This window comes from Achromobacter sp. FW305-C-30-7 (assembly GCF_058783105.1).
In genome coordinates, this window is record NZ_JBYSYI010000004.1 from 60,430 (window position 1) to 72,702 (window position 12,273).

Annotated in this window: 14 protein-coding genes; 8 read left to right on the forward strand and 6 right to left on the reverse strand. The window is 67.9% G+C overall.

Annotated features, from left to right (window positions below; all coding sequences use genetic code 11):
• Positions 1-188: 188 nt before the first annotated feature.
• Both AC3WOB_RS14100 and AC3WOB_RS14105 read left to right on the forward strand, forming a co-directional pair.
• Positions 189-743, forward strand: a complete 555-nt coding sequence (locus tag AC3WOB_RS14100) for an HdeD family acid-resistance protein (RefSeq protein WP_013394818.1) — start codon at positions 189-191, stop codon at positions 741-743.
• Positions 744-749: 6 nt separating this feature from the next.
• Positions 750-1,142, forward strand: a complete 393-nt coding sequence (locus AC3WOB_RS14105; protein WP_013394817.1) for a fluoride efflux transporter CrcB — start codon at positions 750-752, stop codon at positions 1,140-1,142.
• A 24-nt stretch (positions 1,143-1,166) separates the two neighbouring features.
• Here the strand turns inward: AC3WOB_RS14105 and hpnE are convergent, their stop codons facing one another.
• Genes hpnE through hpnC form a run of 3 tightly spaced genes read right to left on the reverse strand, consistent with a single transcriptional unit; the run spans position 1,167 to position 4,181 of the window.
• Positions 1,167-2,489, reverse strand: coding sequence for a hydroxysqualene dehydroxylase HpnE (gene hpnE / locus AC3WOB_RS14110; protein WP_492275375.1), 1,323 nt, complete (start codon positions 2,487-2,489; stop codon positions 1,167-1,169).
• Positions 2,486-3,349, reverse strand: coding sequence for a presqualene diphosphate synthase HpnD (hpnD, locus tag AC3WOB_RS14115; RefSeq protein ID WP_492275376.1), 864 nt, complete (start codon positions 3,347-3,349; stop codon positions 2,486-2,488). The genes hpnE and hpnD overlap by 4 nt, the downstream gene beginning before the upstream one ends.
• A gap of 1 nt (position 3,350) precedes the next feature.
• Positions 3,351-4,181, reverse strand: coding sequence for a squalene synthase HpnC (gene hpnC, locus AC3WOB_RS14120; protein WP_013394814.1), 831 nt, complete (start codon positions 4,179-4,181; stop codon positions 3,351-3,353).
• A 131-nt stretch (positions 4,182-4,312) separates the two neighbouring features.
• Here hpnC and alr point away from each other — a divergent pair, with 131 nt between their 5' ends.
• Positions 4,313-5,440 (forward strand): alanine racemase, encoded by a 1,128-nt coding sequence (alr, locus tag AC3WOB_RS14125; RefSeq protein WP_013394813.1) that lies wholly within the window; start codon positions 4,313-4,315, stop codon positions 5,438-5,440.
• A gap of 153 nt (positions 5,441-5,593) precedes the next feature.
• A complete protein-coding gene (locus AC3WOB_RS14130; protein WP_013394812.1) occupies positions 5,594-6,313 on the forward strand; it encodes an SDR family oxidoreductase in 720 nt (239 codons plus the stop codon).
• 5 nt (positions 6,314-6,318) lie between these two features.
• Here AC3WOB_RS14130 and AC3WOB_RS14135 read toward each other — a convergent pair whose 3' ends face one another.
• Positions 6,319-7,176, reverse strand: a complete 858-nt coding sequence (locus AC3WOB_RS14135) for a LysR family transcriptional regulator (RefSeq protein WP_013394811.1) — start codon at positions 7,174-7,176, stop codon at positions 6,319-6,321.
• Between the two features lie 81 nt (positions 7,177-7,257).
• Here AC3WOB_RS14135 and AC3WOB_RS14140 point away from each other — a divergent pair, with 81 nt between their 5' ends.
• Positions 7,258-7,638, forward strand: coding sequence for a tautomerase family protein (locus AC3WOB_RS14140; RefSeq protein WP_013394810.1), 381 nt, complete (start codon positions 7,258-7,260; stop codon positions 7,636-7,638).
• 22 nt (positions 7,639-7,660) lie between these two features.
• On the opposite strand, the gene AC3WOB_RS14145 is transcribed toward AC3WOB_RS14140, so the two are convergent.
• Positions 7,661-8,614, reverse strand: a complete 954-nt coding sequence (locus AC3WOB_RS14145; protein ID WP_013394809.1) for a LysR substrate-binding domain-containing protein — start codon at positions 8,612-8,614, stop codon at positions 7,661-7,663.
• A gap of 108 nt (positions 8,615-8,722) precedes the next feature.
• Here AC3WOB_RS14145 and AC3WOB_RS14150 point away from each other — a divergent pair, with 108 nt between their 5' ends.
• The 3 genes from AC3WOB_RS14150 to AC3WOB_RS14160 all read left to right on the forward strand — a co-directional run bounded on the left by AC3WOB_RS14150 (position 8,723) and on the right by AC3WOB_RS14160 (position 11,425).
• Entirely contained in the window at positions 8,723-9,616 is an 894-nt protein-coding gene (locus tag AC3WOB_RS14150) for an MBL fold metallo-hydrolase (protein WP_013394808.1), read from the forward strand.
• Between the two features lie 71 nt (positions 9,617-9,687).
• The gene (locus AC3WOB_RS14155) at positions 9,688-10,665 is read left to right on the forward strand and encodes a Bug family tripartite tricarboxylate transporter substrate binding protein (RefSeq protein WP_492275377.1); all 978 of its coding nucleotides are present in this window, start codon (positions 9,688-9,690) and stop codon (positions 10,663-10,665) included.
• Between the two features lie 10 nt (positions 10,666-10,675).
• Positions 10,676-11,425, forward strand: coding sequence for an alpha/beta fold hydrolase (locus tag AC3WOB_RS14160; protein WP_013394806.1), 750 nt, complete (start codon positions 10,676-10,678; stop codon positions 11,423-11,425).
• A 34-nt stretch (positions 11,426-11,459) separates the two neighbouring features.
• On the opposite strand, the gene hpaI is transcribed toward AC3WOB_RS14160, so the two are convergent.
• Entirely contained in the window at positions 11,460-12,260 is an 801-nt protein-coding gene (gene hpaI, locus AC3WOB_RS14165) for a 4-hydroxy-2-oxoheptanedioate aldolase (RefSeq protein WP_013394805.1), read from the reverse strand.
• Positions 12,261-12,273 lie beyond the last annotated feature (13 nt).

The following is a 12,273-nucleotide window of genomic DNA, read 5'->3' on the forward strand; positions in this document are numbered from 1 at the left end:
GGGGTATAGGGTGAAAGCCCGCGGATTCTAACATTTAATGAGAATGACTCTTATAAATGCCGCCCTTGTCCGCCCAAGGAAATTTCAATCGATTTCGGGGCGGCGCCGCTGGCGGGCCGGGCGCGACGTGGCGCCTGCCGCCTGGCGGAGATAACATAGGCCACCCGTTACAAACACCGGAGGTCGTCATGCTTGAACAGCAAGTCGTGGATCAGATCGGTCGTCATTGGGGTTGGGTGGCGTTGCGCGGCGTCGTCGCCATCCTTTTCGGGCTCATGGCCTTGCTCATGCCCGCCATCACCTTGTCGGCGCTGGTGCTGGTATGGGGCGCTTTCGCGCTGGTGGACGGCGTGCTGGCCCTGGTTGCGGGGGTGCGCATCCGCGACAACGGCAAGCCCTTGTGGGCGCTCATCATCGTGGGCCTGCTGGGCATCGCGGCCGGCATCGTGACCTTCGTCTATCCGGGCCTGACCGCGCTGGTCCTGCTCTACATCATCGCGATCTGGGCGCTGGTGTCCGGCGTGTTCCAGGTCGTGGCCGCCATCCGCTTCCGCAAGGACATCCGCAACGAATGGCTGCTGGGCCTGTCGGGCCTGGTGTCCATCCTGTTCGGCGGCATGCTGATCATGCAGCCCGGCGCCGGCGCGCTGGCGCTGGTCTGGGTGATTGGCGCCTACGCCGTGTTCTTCGGCATACTGCTGCTGGTTTTTTCCTTCCGCCTCAAACAGCACAAGGCGTCCTGAAGCCCGATGTCCGCGTATCAAACCCTGATTCCCCTGAATTTCCTGGCCGTGGGCGTGGGCGCCATGTTCGGCGCCTGGGTCCGCTGGCTGGTCAGCCTGTGGCTGAACGTGGAGTCCTGGCCCTGGGGCACCTTCGCGGTGAACCTGGCCGGCGGCTATCTGGTGGGCCTGGCGCTGGCGCTGGTGGCCGGGCATCCAGAATGGCCGGCCTGGGTGCGGCTGGGCGCGATCACGGGTTTCATGGGGGGGCTGACCACCTTCTCGACCTTTTCGGCCGAGACGGTGGCGATGCTGGAGCGCGGCGCCTACGCCAGCGCGCTGGGCTATGCGGGCTTCAGTCTGGCGGGTTCGCTGCTGCTGACGGCGGCGGGCTTGGCCACCGCCAGCCTGCTGCGCTAGGGCTGGCAGGCGCCGCGGCGGCGCTCAGGCCACGGCGGGATTCAGCACGCGGGCGGCCTGTAGGCCGCTGCGCACCGCGCCTTCCAGCACCCCCGGATAGCCGGTGTCGGTCCAGTCGCCGGCCAGCGCCAGCGTGGGCCAGGGTGTGGAATTCAGCGGGCGGGTCAGACCCGGTACCGCCGCGAAGGTCGCGCGTTTTTCGATGAACAGTTCCGCGGCAGTCACTTCCGGCATGGCCGGCAGGCGCGCAGGGTGGCGCGCCGCCTGTTCCGCCACCTGGTCGATCAGCGCTTCGATGACCTGCTGGCGGTTGCGTTCGGCGATGCCGGTGGCCGCGCTGGTCACCACGGCCAGTTCGCCGGCCTTGGTGTCGCCGGCCAGTTGCGCGCGGTCGAACAGCCATTGACCGTAGTGGTCGCGGGCGGCTTCTTCGCGCAGCATCATCATGGGTTCGGGCAGGCGCCAGGGATCCTGCAGGCGCAGGTTCAACGTGGCGATGGGCATGTAGTCGAATGCCTTGAGCGCGTCCAGCAGGCCGTTGGCGCCGGCCTCGCGCAGCGGGGCGTCTAGCAGCCGCGCGGCGAAGGCAGGCGGCACCGCCAGCACGGCCGCATCGAACCGTTCCTGGTTGATGTCGACGCCTTCGCCGGAGGGGCGGAGCTGGCGCACGGTGCTGCCGTAGCGCATGGTTACCTGGCGCGCGGCGGCGTCGGGCCAGAGCGCGGACAGGTCGGTGCAGGGCAGCAGCATGTCGCTGTTTTCGCGGCTGCCGGTCAGGCTGTCGCGCAGCACGCGCGCGAACAGCGCGGCGCTGGCGGTGACGGCGGGCGTGTTCAGCGCGGCCAGGCACAGCGGTTCCCAGATCTGGCGGATCAGGGCGTCCGATTGCGCGTGGTAATGCAGCAGGTGCAGCACGGTCCAGTCGCGCGGCGGCGTCCAGGACATGGCTTTCAAGCCGCGCATCAGGCGCAGGGTCGCGAGACGGTCCTTCCAGGACAGGCCGCGCGCGCGCAGGATCGCCGCCGCCATGTGCAGCGGCGCGGGCAGGCGCGGCGCGGCCAGGCGGAAGCGGCCGTCCAGGCTGGCCAGCTGCAAGGGCCGGCGCATCAACAAGGCGTCCGGGTTGCGGCCGACGCGGCGCATCAGCGCCAGCGTGTGCTTGTAGGCGCCCGACAGCAGGTGCTGGCCATTGTCCAGCGGCGCCTCGAAATCGGTGTGGAACACGCGCCGGGCGCGGCCGCCCGGCGTATGGCCGGCTTCAAAGACGGTGACCTTGGCGCCCGCTTCGCGCAGCGCGACGCTGGCCGCCAGGCCGGCCCAGCCGGCGCCGATGACCGCGGCCTTCACCGGGCCAACCGGCGGACCAGTCCGCGTCCGCCGCCCACCCAGGTCTTCCAGGCCAGCCACAGCTTGCGCAGGGGAGTGAGCGAGATGCGCTGATGCAGCACCTGCCAGTTGTCGCGTTCGATCTCGTCGAGCAGCGCGTGATAGATGGCGGCCATCATCAGGCCCGGGCGCTGCGCGCGGCGGTCGACCTCGGGCAGGTTGCTCATGGCCTCGCGGTACAGCTCGCGGGCGCGATCGGCCTGGAACTTCATCAGCGCGCTGAAGCGTTCGGAGTATTCGCCGTTCAGGATGTCCGAGGCCTTGACCTCGAACTGCTGCATGTCGTTGACGGGCAGGTAGATGCGGCCGCGGCGGGCATCGTCGCCCACGTCGCGGATGATGTTGGTCATCTGGAACGCCAGGCCCAGCTTTTCCGCATAGACCAGGGTCTTGGGATCTGAATAGCCGAAGACGCCGGCGGACAGTTCGCCCACCACGCCGGCGGCGTGCCAGCAGTACTTGCGCAGACCCGGCCAGTCCAGGTACCGGGTCTGGTCCAGGTCCATTTCCATGCCGTCGACCACGGCCAGCAGGCGTTCGCGCGTGATTGAACAGCTTTGCAGGTGCGGTTGCAGGGCGCGGGTCACCGGATGGTCCGGATTGCCGTTGTACATCTGGTCGACCTGCGTGCGCCACCAGGCCAGCTTGACGCGGGCCAGCGACGGGTCGGTGCATTCGTCGACCACGTCGTCCACTTCGCGGCAAAACGCGTACAGCGCCGTGATGGCGCGCCGCCGCTCGGGCGGCAGAAAGAGGAAAGAGTAGTAGAAGCTGGAACCGCTTTTGGCGGCTTTCTCCTGGCAGTATTCGTCAGGGGTCATATCAGGTAATTGCGCGCCACATCATGATGGCCCAATCTTTGGCGCCCAATTCGGGGCGATTCATGAATACATCGTAGCCGCCCGCCTCGATACGCTCCAGCACGCGCAGCCCGCCTTGCACCACCAGGCGCAGCTCCAGGCCCATACGGCCCGGCAGACGGCGCGCCAGCGGAGCGCCGAAGTGTAGCAGTGCGCGGGCGCGTTCGACTTCGAAGGCCATCAGGTCGCGCCAGGCGGGCGTCAGCCGGCAGGCAGCCAGGTCCTCGTCCGTCACGCCGTGGCGGCGCAGGTCCTCTTGCGGCAGGTAGACGCGCTGCTTGTGCCAGTCCACCCGCACGTCCTGCCAGAAGTTCACCAGTTGCAGGCCGGTGCAGATGGCGTCGGCCTCGCTCACGTTCTGGGGATTGGTGGCTTCGAACAGGTGTAGCATCAGCCTGCCCACTGGATTGGCGGAGCGGGTGCAGTAGTCGGCCAGCGTGGCGTAGTCTTCGTAGCGCTTGACGCTGATGTCCTGTTCGAAGGCGGACAGCAGGTCGTAGAAGGGGGTGATCGGCAACTGGTGGCGCGCGATGGTGGCGGCGAGCGGGACGAAGATGCTGGCCAGTTCGGGCGAGCCGGGTTCGGGCCTGGCGCCCGGTTCGGCGCCGATGCGGTGCAGCTCGGCGCGGAACGCGGCCAGCTGCTTCAGCCGTTCTTCGTCGGTGGCGCTGCCTTCGTCGGCGATATCGTCCGCCGCGCGGGCGTAACGGTAGATATCGGTCACGGCGCCGCGCAGCCTGCGCGGCAGCAGCAGCGAGGCGACGGGGAAGTTCTCGTAGTGATCGATGGGCATATTTGGACTGGCGGATCTGGCCCCGCGGGGCCTGGATCAATCCATTTTAGAGTAGTCGCATCCCGGTGACACGGCGCAATGCCGCGTGAGGTGCGGATCAGTTAGACTTAAGCGCCACAGGATCCCACACCATGCCGCGTCCAATCTCCGCCACCGTCTCCGTCTCCGCGCTAGCGCATAACCTCGCGGCCGTGCGCCGCCACCTGGACCAGACCGCGGAGGCCGCGTCGGGCCTGCCGCCCTCGATCTGGGCCGTGATCAAGGCCAATGCCTATGGGCACGGCATCGAGCAGGCCGTCGCCGGCTTCTCGAAGGCGCAAGGCCTGGCCATGCTGGACCTGGACGAAGCCGTGCGCTGCCGCGAAGCGGGCTGGGGCGGTCCCATCCTGCTGTTGGAAGGTTTTTTCGAACCCTCCGACCTGGACCTTGTCGACCGCTACCACCTGAGCACCACGGTGCACAACCGGGAGCAACTGGACATGCTGGCCCGCGCGCGCTTCTCGCGCCGCGTCGACATCATGCTCAAGCTGAACAGCGGCATGAACCGCCTGGGCTTCAGCCCCGCCGCCTACGCCGCGGCGCATGAACGCGCCATGCTGCTGCAACAGCAGGGTGTATTGGGTTCGGTGGGCAAGATGACCCACTTCGCCTGCGCCGACGGTCCCCAAGGCGTGAACGAACAGCTGGCGCTGTTCAATTCGGTGACGCATAAGATGCCGGGCGCCATCAGCGTCTGCAATTCGGCCGCCACGCTGCGCTTCGCCGAGATCGCCGTCGCCTCCGAAACGCAGGCGCACTGGGTGCGTCCGGGCATCTGCCTGTACGGCGCGTCGCCGTTTGCGGACGCCGAAGCTTCTTCCTTCGGCCTGAAACCGGCCATGTCGTTGCGCTCGGAAATCATCGCCGTGCAGGATCTGAAGGCCGGCGATTCGGTCGGCTACGGCGCCATCTTCCGCGCCGACCGCTCCATGCGCATCGGCATCGTGGCCTGCGGCTATGCCGACGGTTATCCGCGCCACGCGACCACCGGCACGCCGGTGGTGGTGGCCGGCATCCGCACCCAATTGGTGGGCCGCGTTTCCATGGACATGCTGATCGTCGATCTGGGGCCTGTCCCCGCCGCCGGCGTCGGTTCGCCCGTGTCGCTCTGGGGCGAGGAAGGCCCCTCCGTGGACGAAGTGGCCCAAGCCGCCGGCACCATCGGCTACGAGTTGCTGTGCGCCCTGGCGCCGCGCGTTCCGGTCACCCGGGACGTCTGAGCCGGCCGGTTCCACCTCGTCAGGCGGGCTGTCCGGCAGGCAAGAATTGCTACGCAATTTACAAGACAGGTGGCGCCGGATGGTGTCTACTTGGAAGACCGGGCGCCCAAGCGCCCGTTTTTCACCAAGAAAACACCAGCGAGGTTTCTATCCATGAAGGACAAATGCGTGCTCGTCACGGGCGCCACCAAAGGCATAGGCTGGGCGCTTACTCAGCGGCTGTCCGACATGGGTTGTCATGTGGTTGGCATCGCGCGCAACACCACCGACGTGGATTTTCCGGGCTACCTCTACGCCTGTGACCTGGCGGACGCCGGCCGCACCGAGGAAGTGCTGCGCGAGATCCGCGAGAAATTCCCGGTCGACGCCGTGGTCAACAACGTGGGCATCGTTTCGCCCCAGCCGCTGGGCGAGATCGACCTGGCCACGTTGTACAACGTGCTGGATCTGAACGTGCGCGTGGCGGTGCAGGTCACCCAGGCATTTATCGAATCCATGAAGGTGCGCCGCGCCGGACGCATCGTCAACGTGGTCAGCCGCGCCATCCATGGCGGCATGGAACGCACCGCCTATTCGGCCGCCAAGAGCGCGCTGGTGGGTTGCACCCGCACCTGGGCGCTGGAACTGGCCGAATACGGCGTCACCGCCAATGCGGTCGCACCCGGTCCGATCGAAACCGAGATGTTCCGGGCCACGCGCCCGGCCGGCAGCGATGCCGAAAAGCGCGCGCTGGCCTCCGTGCCCATGAAGCGCCTGGGCACGCCCGCCGAAGTGGCTGCCGCGATCGCCTTCCTGCTGTCGGACGACGCCGGCTTCATTACCGGCCAGGTGCTGGGCGTGGACGGCGGCGGCAGCCTGGGCGGCCGTTCCTGAGGCTTTCAGCCTTTCACGGCGCTGCGGAACGCGGCGCCCAGGGCCGTTAGCGCATCGCGCGCGCGGCCATCCCTGACCCTGGTGTGCAATAAGACCGGCAATTGCGGCAGGGCGGGCAGTCCGAGCCTCGGGCCCGCGTCGATCGCGCCGAAGGGCAGCATGCGCGGAGACAGCGCCGCCACGCCAAGTCCCGCCATCACCGCGGCCGCAACCGCCATCACGCCGCCGCCCACAAAGACCTCCGTCCACGGTATGCCCGATTCGTCGAGCAGTTGTTCGGCGATGGCGCGCACGCCGCAAGGTTGCGCCATGGTGGCCAGGGGCAGCGGTTCTCCTGTCCGCTGCTGCCAACCGGGCGCCGCGTACCAGCCGAATTTTTCCTTGGTCAGAACCTGTCCGTCGTCGCGTCCCGCATGCAGGCGCACGATCACCGTATCGAGTTCACGCCGGTCGAAGCTCTGGAGCAGGTCGCCGGAGGAGGCAATCCGGATTTCGATCAGCAGCCGGGGATCCGCCGCGTTCATGCGTGCGATCAGCGCCGGCAGTTCAGGGCCCGCCACGTGTTCGCTGATGCCGATGGCAAGGCGTTGCCTGCCCTCGGCAGCCGCGGACAGCGCGCGGTCGTGCGCCGCCAGCAGTTCGCGCGCCTGTCCAAGAAAGGCGGCGCCTCGCGCCGAAAGCTCCACGTACCGCGGCGTGCGTTCGATCAGGCGGAAGCCCAGCCGGTCTTCGAGCCGCTTGAGTTTCAGGCTGATGGCCGCCTGTGTCGTTTGCAGGACTTCGGCGGCGCGCGTGAAACTGCCCAGCTCGGCAATGCGGACAAAGGCCCTGACGGCGGCGACATCCAGCGAGCGCTCAGTCATTTCAGATGCTTATCATTGAAATATAGACAAATAGCTTATCAGAATGGCTAATATGAAGCGGTCCAACAGGGAGAATCCACCATGCCGCTAGTCCATGTCTCATTGCGCGCCGGAAAGCCGCAAGCCTACCGCCAGGCCATTTTCGACAACATCTATCTGGCCATGCGCGAAACCTTCAATGTTCCTGAAGACGACCAATTCATGACCATGACCGAGCATGACGCGTCGAACTTCCGCTACAGCCCGACCTACATGGATGTGGCGCGCAGCGACGACCTCGTGTACATCCAGATCACGGCGAACAACACGCGCAGCCTGGAACAGAAGAAGGCGCTGTTCCAGCGGATTGCGCAACGCTTAGGCGATGATCCCGGCCTGCGGCCCGAGGACGTGTTCGTGAACCTGGTGGAAGTGGCGAAAGAGAACTGGTCTTTCGGCCACGGGCTCGCGCAATACGCTTGAGAGCAGAGGGGCGCTTGCGGCGCTACGCGCCCAACGCGCCGGCTTCGACCCGCAGCGCATCGAGAAAGCGCTGCAAGGCGGGCGCCGCTTCCACCTGCGCCCGCTGCACCACGCCGACCGGCGGCAGGTTCCAGTCGGGACGGAACCTCAGGATGGCCAGCACGCCCAGCGCGGCATAGTGCTGCGCCACCGCGCGCGGCATGGCGGAGAGCAGGTCGCTGCTGCGCAATAGCACCTCGTTGGCCAGCAGCGATACCGACTCGGCCATGGGGGCGTGCAGCGTCAGCCCCTGTTCGGCGAAGTAGGAGTCGATGCGCTGGCGCAGCGGCGCCTGCGGCGGCGGCAGGATCCAGTCCTGCCGCGCCAGCGCGGCCGCAGTGATGCGGGTGGACTTGGCCAGCGGATGGCCGACGCGCGCCACCACGCAGATCGGCTCTTCGTACAGCACTTCGGTGCGGAACACGGGCTGGGTGGCGTCCAGCATCAGGCGGCCCAGCACACAGTCGAGTTCGCCGCGCGCCAGGCCGGCCAGCAGCGCATCGTGCGCGCCTTCCTGCAGCATGACGGTGACGCCGGCATGGTCGGCGCGCAGGCGTTGCAGGGCGCGCGGCACCAACACGGGCAGCGCCACCTGCTGCACGCCGACGCGGATGCGGCCGCTGGCGCCGGCGGCCAGCGCAGCGATCTCGTTGCGGGCGCCGGACAGGTCGGACCAGAGCACGTCGGCCTTGCGCGCCAGCGCGTGGCCAAAGCCCGTGGGCACGATGCCGCGGCGCGTGCGCTGAAACAGCGGCACGCCGAACATGTCTTCCAGTTCCAGCAATTGCTTGCTCGCAGCGGGCTGCGTCATGCCGAGCTCGGCCGCGGCCTTGTGCACGCTGCCCAGCGCGTACAACGCGCGCAGCAGGTCCAGGTGGCGCATGCGCAGGCGGCCGCCGATGTGGTGCAGTTCTGGAATGCGGGGAGTGGCTGGCATTTTGCAATTCCTGTTGGTTATCACAGCATTCTAATAATTGATTAGATTGTATGCACCCCATCCCTATACTGGATCGCAGTTCAACTGTCCTGCGTAAAAGGGGAAAACATGAAAATCACGATGCTGGGAACCGGTGCCGCGCTGCCCGATCCCGACCGCGGCCAATCGGCCATCCTGCTGACCCTGGATGACGATACCCACTATCTGTTCGACTGCGGCGAGGGCGCCACGCGCCAGATGGTGCGCGCCAATGTCGATCCCGCCAAGGTGGGTTTCGTGTTCCTGACGCACCTGCACCACGACCATATCTGCGACTATCCCTACTTCGTCATCTCCAGCTGGATGCTGAACAAGACCGGCGCGCCGCTGGTGCTGGGGCCCAAGGGTACGCGCCATTTCGTCGACCACCTGTTCGAGAACGGCGCCTACCATACCGACTACCAGGCGCGCAGCGCCTATCCCGTGCGCCAGGCCAACCTGGAGGCCATGCGTCCGGAAGTGCGCGAAGTCAGTCCCGGGCCGGTGTTCGACGATGGCCGCGTGCGCATTTCGGTCGACTGGGTCGAGCACATTCCGCGCGACGTGTGCGAGTGCTTCGGCGTGCGGGTGGAGGCCGAGGGCAAGGTCATCGCCTTCAGCGGCGACACCGCGCCCTGTGAAGCCATGGTGCGGCTGGCGCAGGACGCCGACCTGCTGATCCATGAATGCACTTTCCCCGAATCGTTCATCGCGCACCGCGCCAAGACCGGCGTGGGCACCTATGCGCACACCAGTCCCACGGACCTCGGCATCATCGCCAGCCGCGCCGGCGTCAAGAGCCTGGTGGCGACGCATTTCGGCCACTTCGATTCGACCAGTCCGGTGATCAAGCGCGCTGCCGCCAAGCATCTGCCGGTGGAACTGATGGGGCCGCACCTGATGGACGAAATCGTGGCCGACATCCGCAAGAACTATTCGGGTCCGCTGCGGCTGGCCCACGACCTGATGCGCATCGATCTCTAGCGCTCGCGAGGAAACCGGCCGGCCGCGAGGCCGGCGCGCGCGGGCGCCGCCCGCCGGCCAGGGAGAACACCATGACGTACCGGACTTGCGCCGTATCCGTTTTGCTTGCCTTGGGCGCGGCGGCCTTGCCGCTGGCCGCCCGGGCGCAGTATCCCGATCACCCCATCCGCATCGTCCTGCCGTATGCGCCGGGCGCGGCGGGCGACGTCGCCATGCGGCAGATCCAGCCCTTGCTGGAAAAACGCCTGGGCCAGCCCCTGATCGTTGACTACAAGACCGGCGCCGGCGGCAATATCGGCGCGCTGGAAGTGGCGCGCGCCAAGCCCGACGGCTACACGCTGGTGCTGGGCGCGACCAACAATTTCGTCATCAACCAGTTCCTGTACCGCAAGCTGGGCTTTGATCCCTTGGCGGATCTGGAGCCGGTGGGCAAGCTGGCCGACGTGCCGGCTTTCGTCTATGTCAGCGCGCAGGTGCCGGCGCAGGACTACGCCCAGTTCGCGCAGTATGCGCGGGCCCACGCCGGCAAGCTGAACTATGGCTCGCCGGGCACGGGCACCACGCCGCATCTGTCCGGCTACCGCCTGTCCCATGCCATGGGCGCGGGCATGACGCACATCGCCTACCGCGGCTCTTCGCCGGGGGTGCAGGCCCTGCTGGCGAACGAGATCCAGATGTACATCGGCGGCTACAGCATCGCGGCCGCCTATATGCCGCAGGGCAAGGTGCGGGCCCTGGCGGTGGCGGCGCCCGAGCGCTTTGCCGGATTGCCCGACGTGCCTACCGCGGCCCAGGCCGGCATGCCGGACGTGGTGCAGGGCAACTGGTGGGGCTTCGCCGCGCCCAAGGGCACGCCGCCCGAGCGCGTGGCGCGCTTTGCGGACGTCCTGCACGAGGTGCTGGCCTTGCCGGAGGTGCGCCAGGCCTTCCTGGCCGGCGGCTTCGTGCCCGGGCAGGACACGCCGGCATCCTTTGCCGCGGCCTGGCGCAGCGAAGCGCCGCAGTGGCAGGCGGTGGTGCGCGAATCCGGGGTGGTGCTGGACAACTGAGGCGCGCGCCATGGAATACAACCGCCGCGGCTCGGGCCGCCCGCTGTTTCTGCTGCACGGCTTCTGTTCTTCGTCCGCGATCTGGGACGGGCTGGCTGGCGCGCTGGCCGACAGGCATGACGTGATCGCCATCGATTGGCCGGGCTTCGGGCGTGGCGCGAACGCGCCGCCCTTGCAGGGCCTGCCGGCTTACGCGGACGCGCTCGTCGCCCTGGCGGACCGGTTGGGCATAGCCAGCTTCGACGTGTTGGGGCATTCGTTCAGCGGTTTCGTTGCGCAGCGATTGCTGTGCGCGGCTCCCGGGCGCGTGGGCCGGGCGGTGCTGTATGGCGCGGGCCTGCGGGTCGATCGCGGTGCGCGTTTCGAACCCATGGACCAGACCTTGGCGCGCCTGCGCGCGGACGGTCCACGCGCCACGGCGCGGCGCGTGCTGAAGACCTGGTTCGCGGCGGGAGAGCAGGCGCCCGCTTATGCGGCCTGCCTGGAAGATGGCGTGTCGATGAGCGCGGCGGGCGCGGCCTCGATGATCGCCGCCGTCGACGGCGTGGACCACACGCAGGCGCTGGCCGCGGTGCGCGCGCCGGTGCTGGTCATATCGGGCGAACATGAACGCAGCCATCCGCTGGCTTCGGCGCTGGCGCTGCGCGCGGCGCTGACCCATGGCAGCCTGTGCGTGTTGCCGGATTGCGGGCATGCCGCGCACCTGGAGCGGCCGTTGCTGTTCAACGCCGCCGTGCGCGGCTTCCTGGCGGGGCAGTGATGCGGGCCGGGGGCTGCGGCCCCCGGCGTCCGGATCAGTAGGGACCTTGGTCCGCAGCGGGCGCGGCGGTGTTCTTGAACTGGCCCGCCAGCTGTTCAGCCGCGCGCGCCAGCAGGGTGGCGTCCACGCCTACCGCGACGAAAGTGGCGCCCAGCGAAAGATAGTGCTTGGCGCGGTCCACGCCGCTGTGCAGGATGCCGGCTGCCTTGCCGCTGCGCACGATGCGCACGATGGTGTCGTCGATAGTCTTGACCACCTCCGGATGCTCGGGCTGGCCCAGGTAGCCCATGCTGGCCGCCAGGTCCGCGGGGCCGATGAAGGCGCCGTCCACCCCGTCCACCGCCAGGATGTCCTCCAGCGCGTCCAGGCTGCGCAGGGTTTCGATCTGCACCAGCACGCACATCTCGTCGTTGGCGCGGCGCAGGTAGTCGGGAATGCGGTTCCAGCGCGACGAACGGGCCAGCGCGCTGCCCACGCCGCGCACGCCCTGCGGCGGATAGCGCACCGCGGCCACGGCGGCGGCGGCTTCTTCGGCGGATTGCACCATCGGCACCAGCAGCGTCTGCGCACCCGTGTCCAGGATCTGCTTGATCTGGACCGCGTCGTTCCAGGCCGGGCGCACCACTGGCGCGACCGGGTAGGCGGCCATGGATTGCAGCTGCTGCAGCGTGGTCTGCAAGGTGTTGGGGGCGTGCTCGCCATCGATCAGCAGCCAGTCGAAACCGGCGCCGGCGATGATCTCGGTGGAGTAGGCGTTGGCCAGGCCCGCCCACAGGCCGATCTGGGGCTTGCCGCTGCGCAGCGTCTGCTTGAAGGTATTGGTCAGTATGTCCATGGATGGAGCCGCG

What these genes read in the sequence shown, in the direction of transcription:
- hpnC (WP_013394814.1), bottom strand. Translation starts at nt 4,181, where the DNA reads ATGCCCATCGATCACTACGAGAACTTCCCCGTCGCCTCGCTGCTGCTG.
- AC3WOB_RS14130 (WP_013394812.1), top strand. Translation starts at nt 5,594, where the DNA reads ATGAAGGACAAATGCGTGCTCGTCACGGGCGCCACCAAAGGCATAGGC.
- hpaI (WP_013394805.1), bottom strand. Translation starts at nt 12,260, where the DNA reads ATGGACATACTGACCAATACCTTCAAGCAGACGCTGCGCAGCGGCAAG.
- AC3WOB_RS14140 (WP_013394810.1), top strand. Translation starts at nt 7,258, where the DNA reads ATGCCGCTAGTCCATGTCTCATTGCGCGCCGGAAAGCCGCAAGCCTAC.
- AC3WOB_RS14145 (WP_013394809.1), bottom strand. Translation starts at nt 8,614, where the DNA reads ATGCCAGCCACTCCCCGCATTCCAGAACTGCACCACATCGGCGGCCGC.
- AC3WOB_RS14150 (WP_013394808.1), top strand. Translation starts at nt 8,723, where the DNA reads ATGAAAATCACGATGCTGGGAACCGGTGCCGCGCTGCCCGATCCCGAC.
- alr (WP_013394813.1), top strand. Translation starts at nt 4,313, where the DNA reads ATGCCGCGTCCAATCTCCGCCACCGTCTCCGTCTCCGCGCTAGCGCAT.
- hpnD (WP_492275376.1), bottom strand. Translation starts at nt 3,349, where the DNA reads ATGACCCCTGACGAATACTGCCAGGAGAAAGCCGCCAAAAGCGGTTCC.
- AC3WOB_RS14100 (WP_013394818.1), top strand. Translation starts at nt 189, where the DNA reads ATGCTTGAACAGCAAGTCGTGGATCAGATCGGTCGTCATTGGGGTTGG.
- AC3WOB_RS14160 (WP_013394806.1), top strand. Translation starts at nt 10,676, where the DNA reads ATGGAATACAACCGCCGCGGCTCGGGCCGCCCGCTGTTTCTGCTGCAC.
- AC3WOB_RS14105 (WP_013394817.1), top strand. Translation starts at nt 750, where the DNA reads ATGTCCGCGTATCAAACCCTGATTCCCCTGAATTTCCTGGCCGTGGGC.
- AC3WOB_RS14135 (WP_013394811.1), bottom strand. Translation starts at nt 7,176, where the DNA reads ATGACTGAGCGCTCGCTGGATGTCGCCGCCGTCAGGGCCTTTGTCCGC.
- AC3WOB_RS14155 (WP_492275377.1), top strand. Translation starts at nt 9,688, where the DNA reads ATGACGTACCGGACTTGCGCCGTATCCGTTTTGCTTGCCTTGGGCGCG.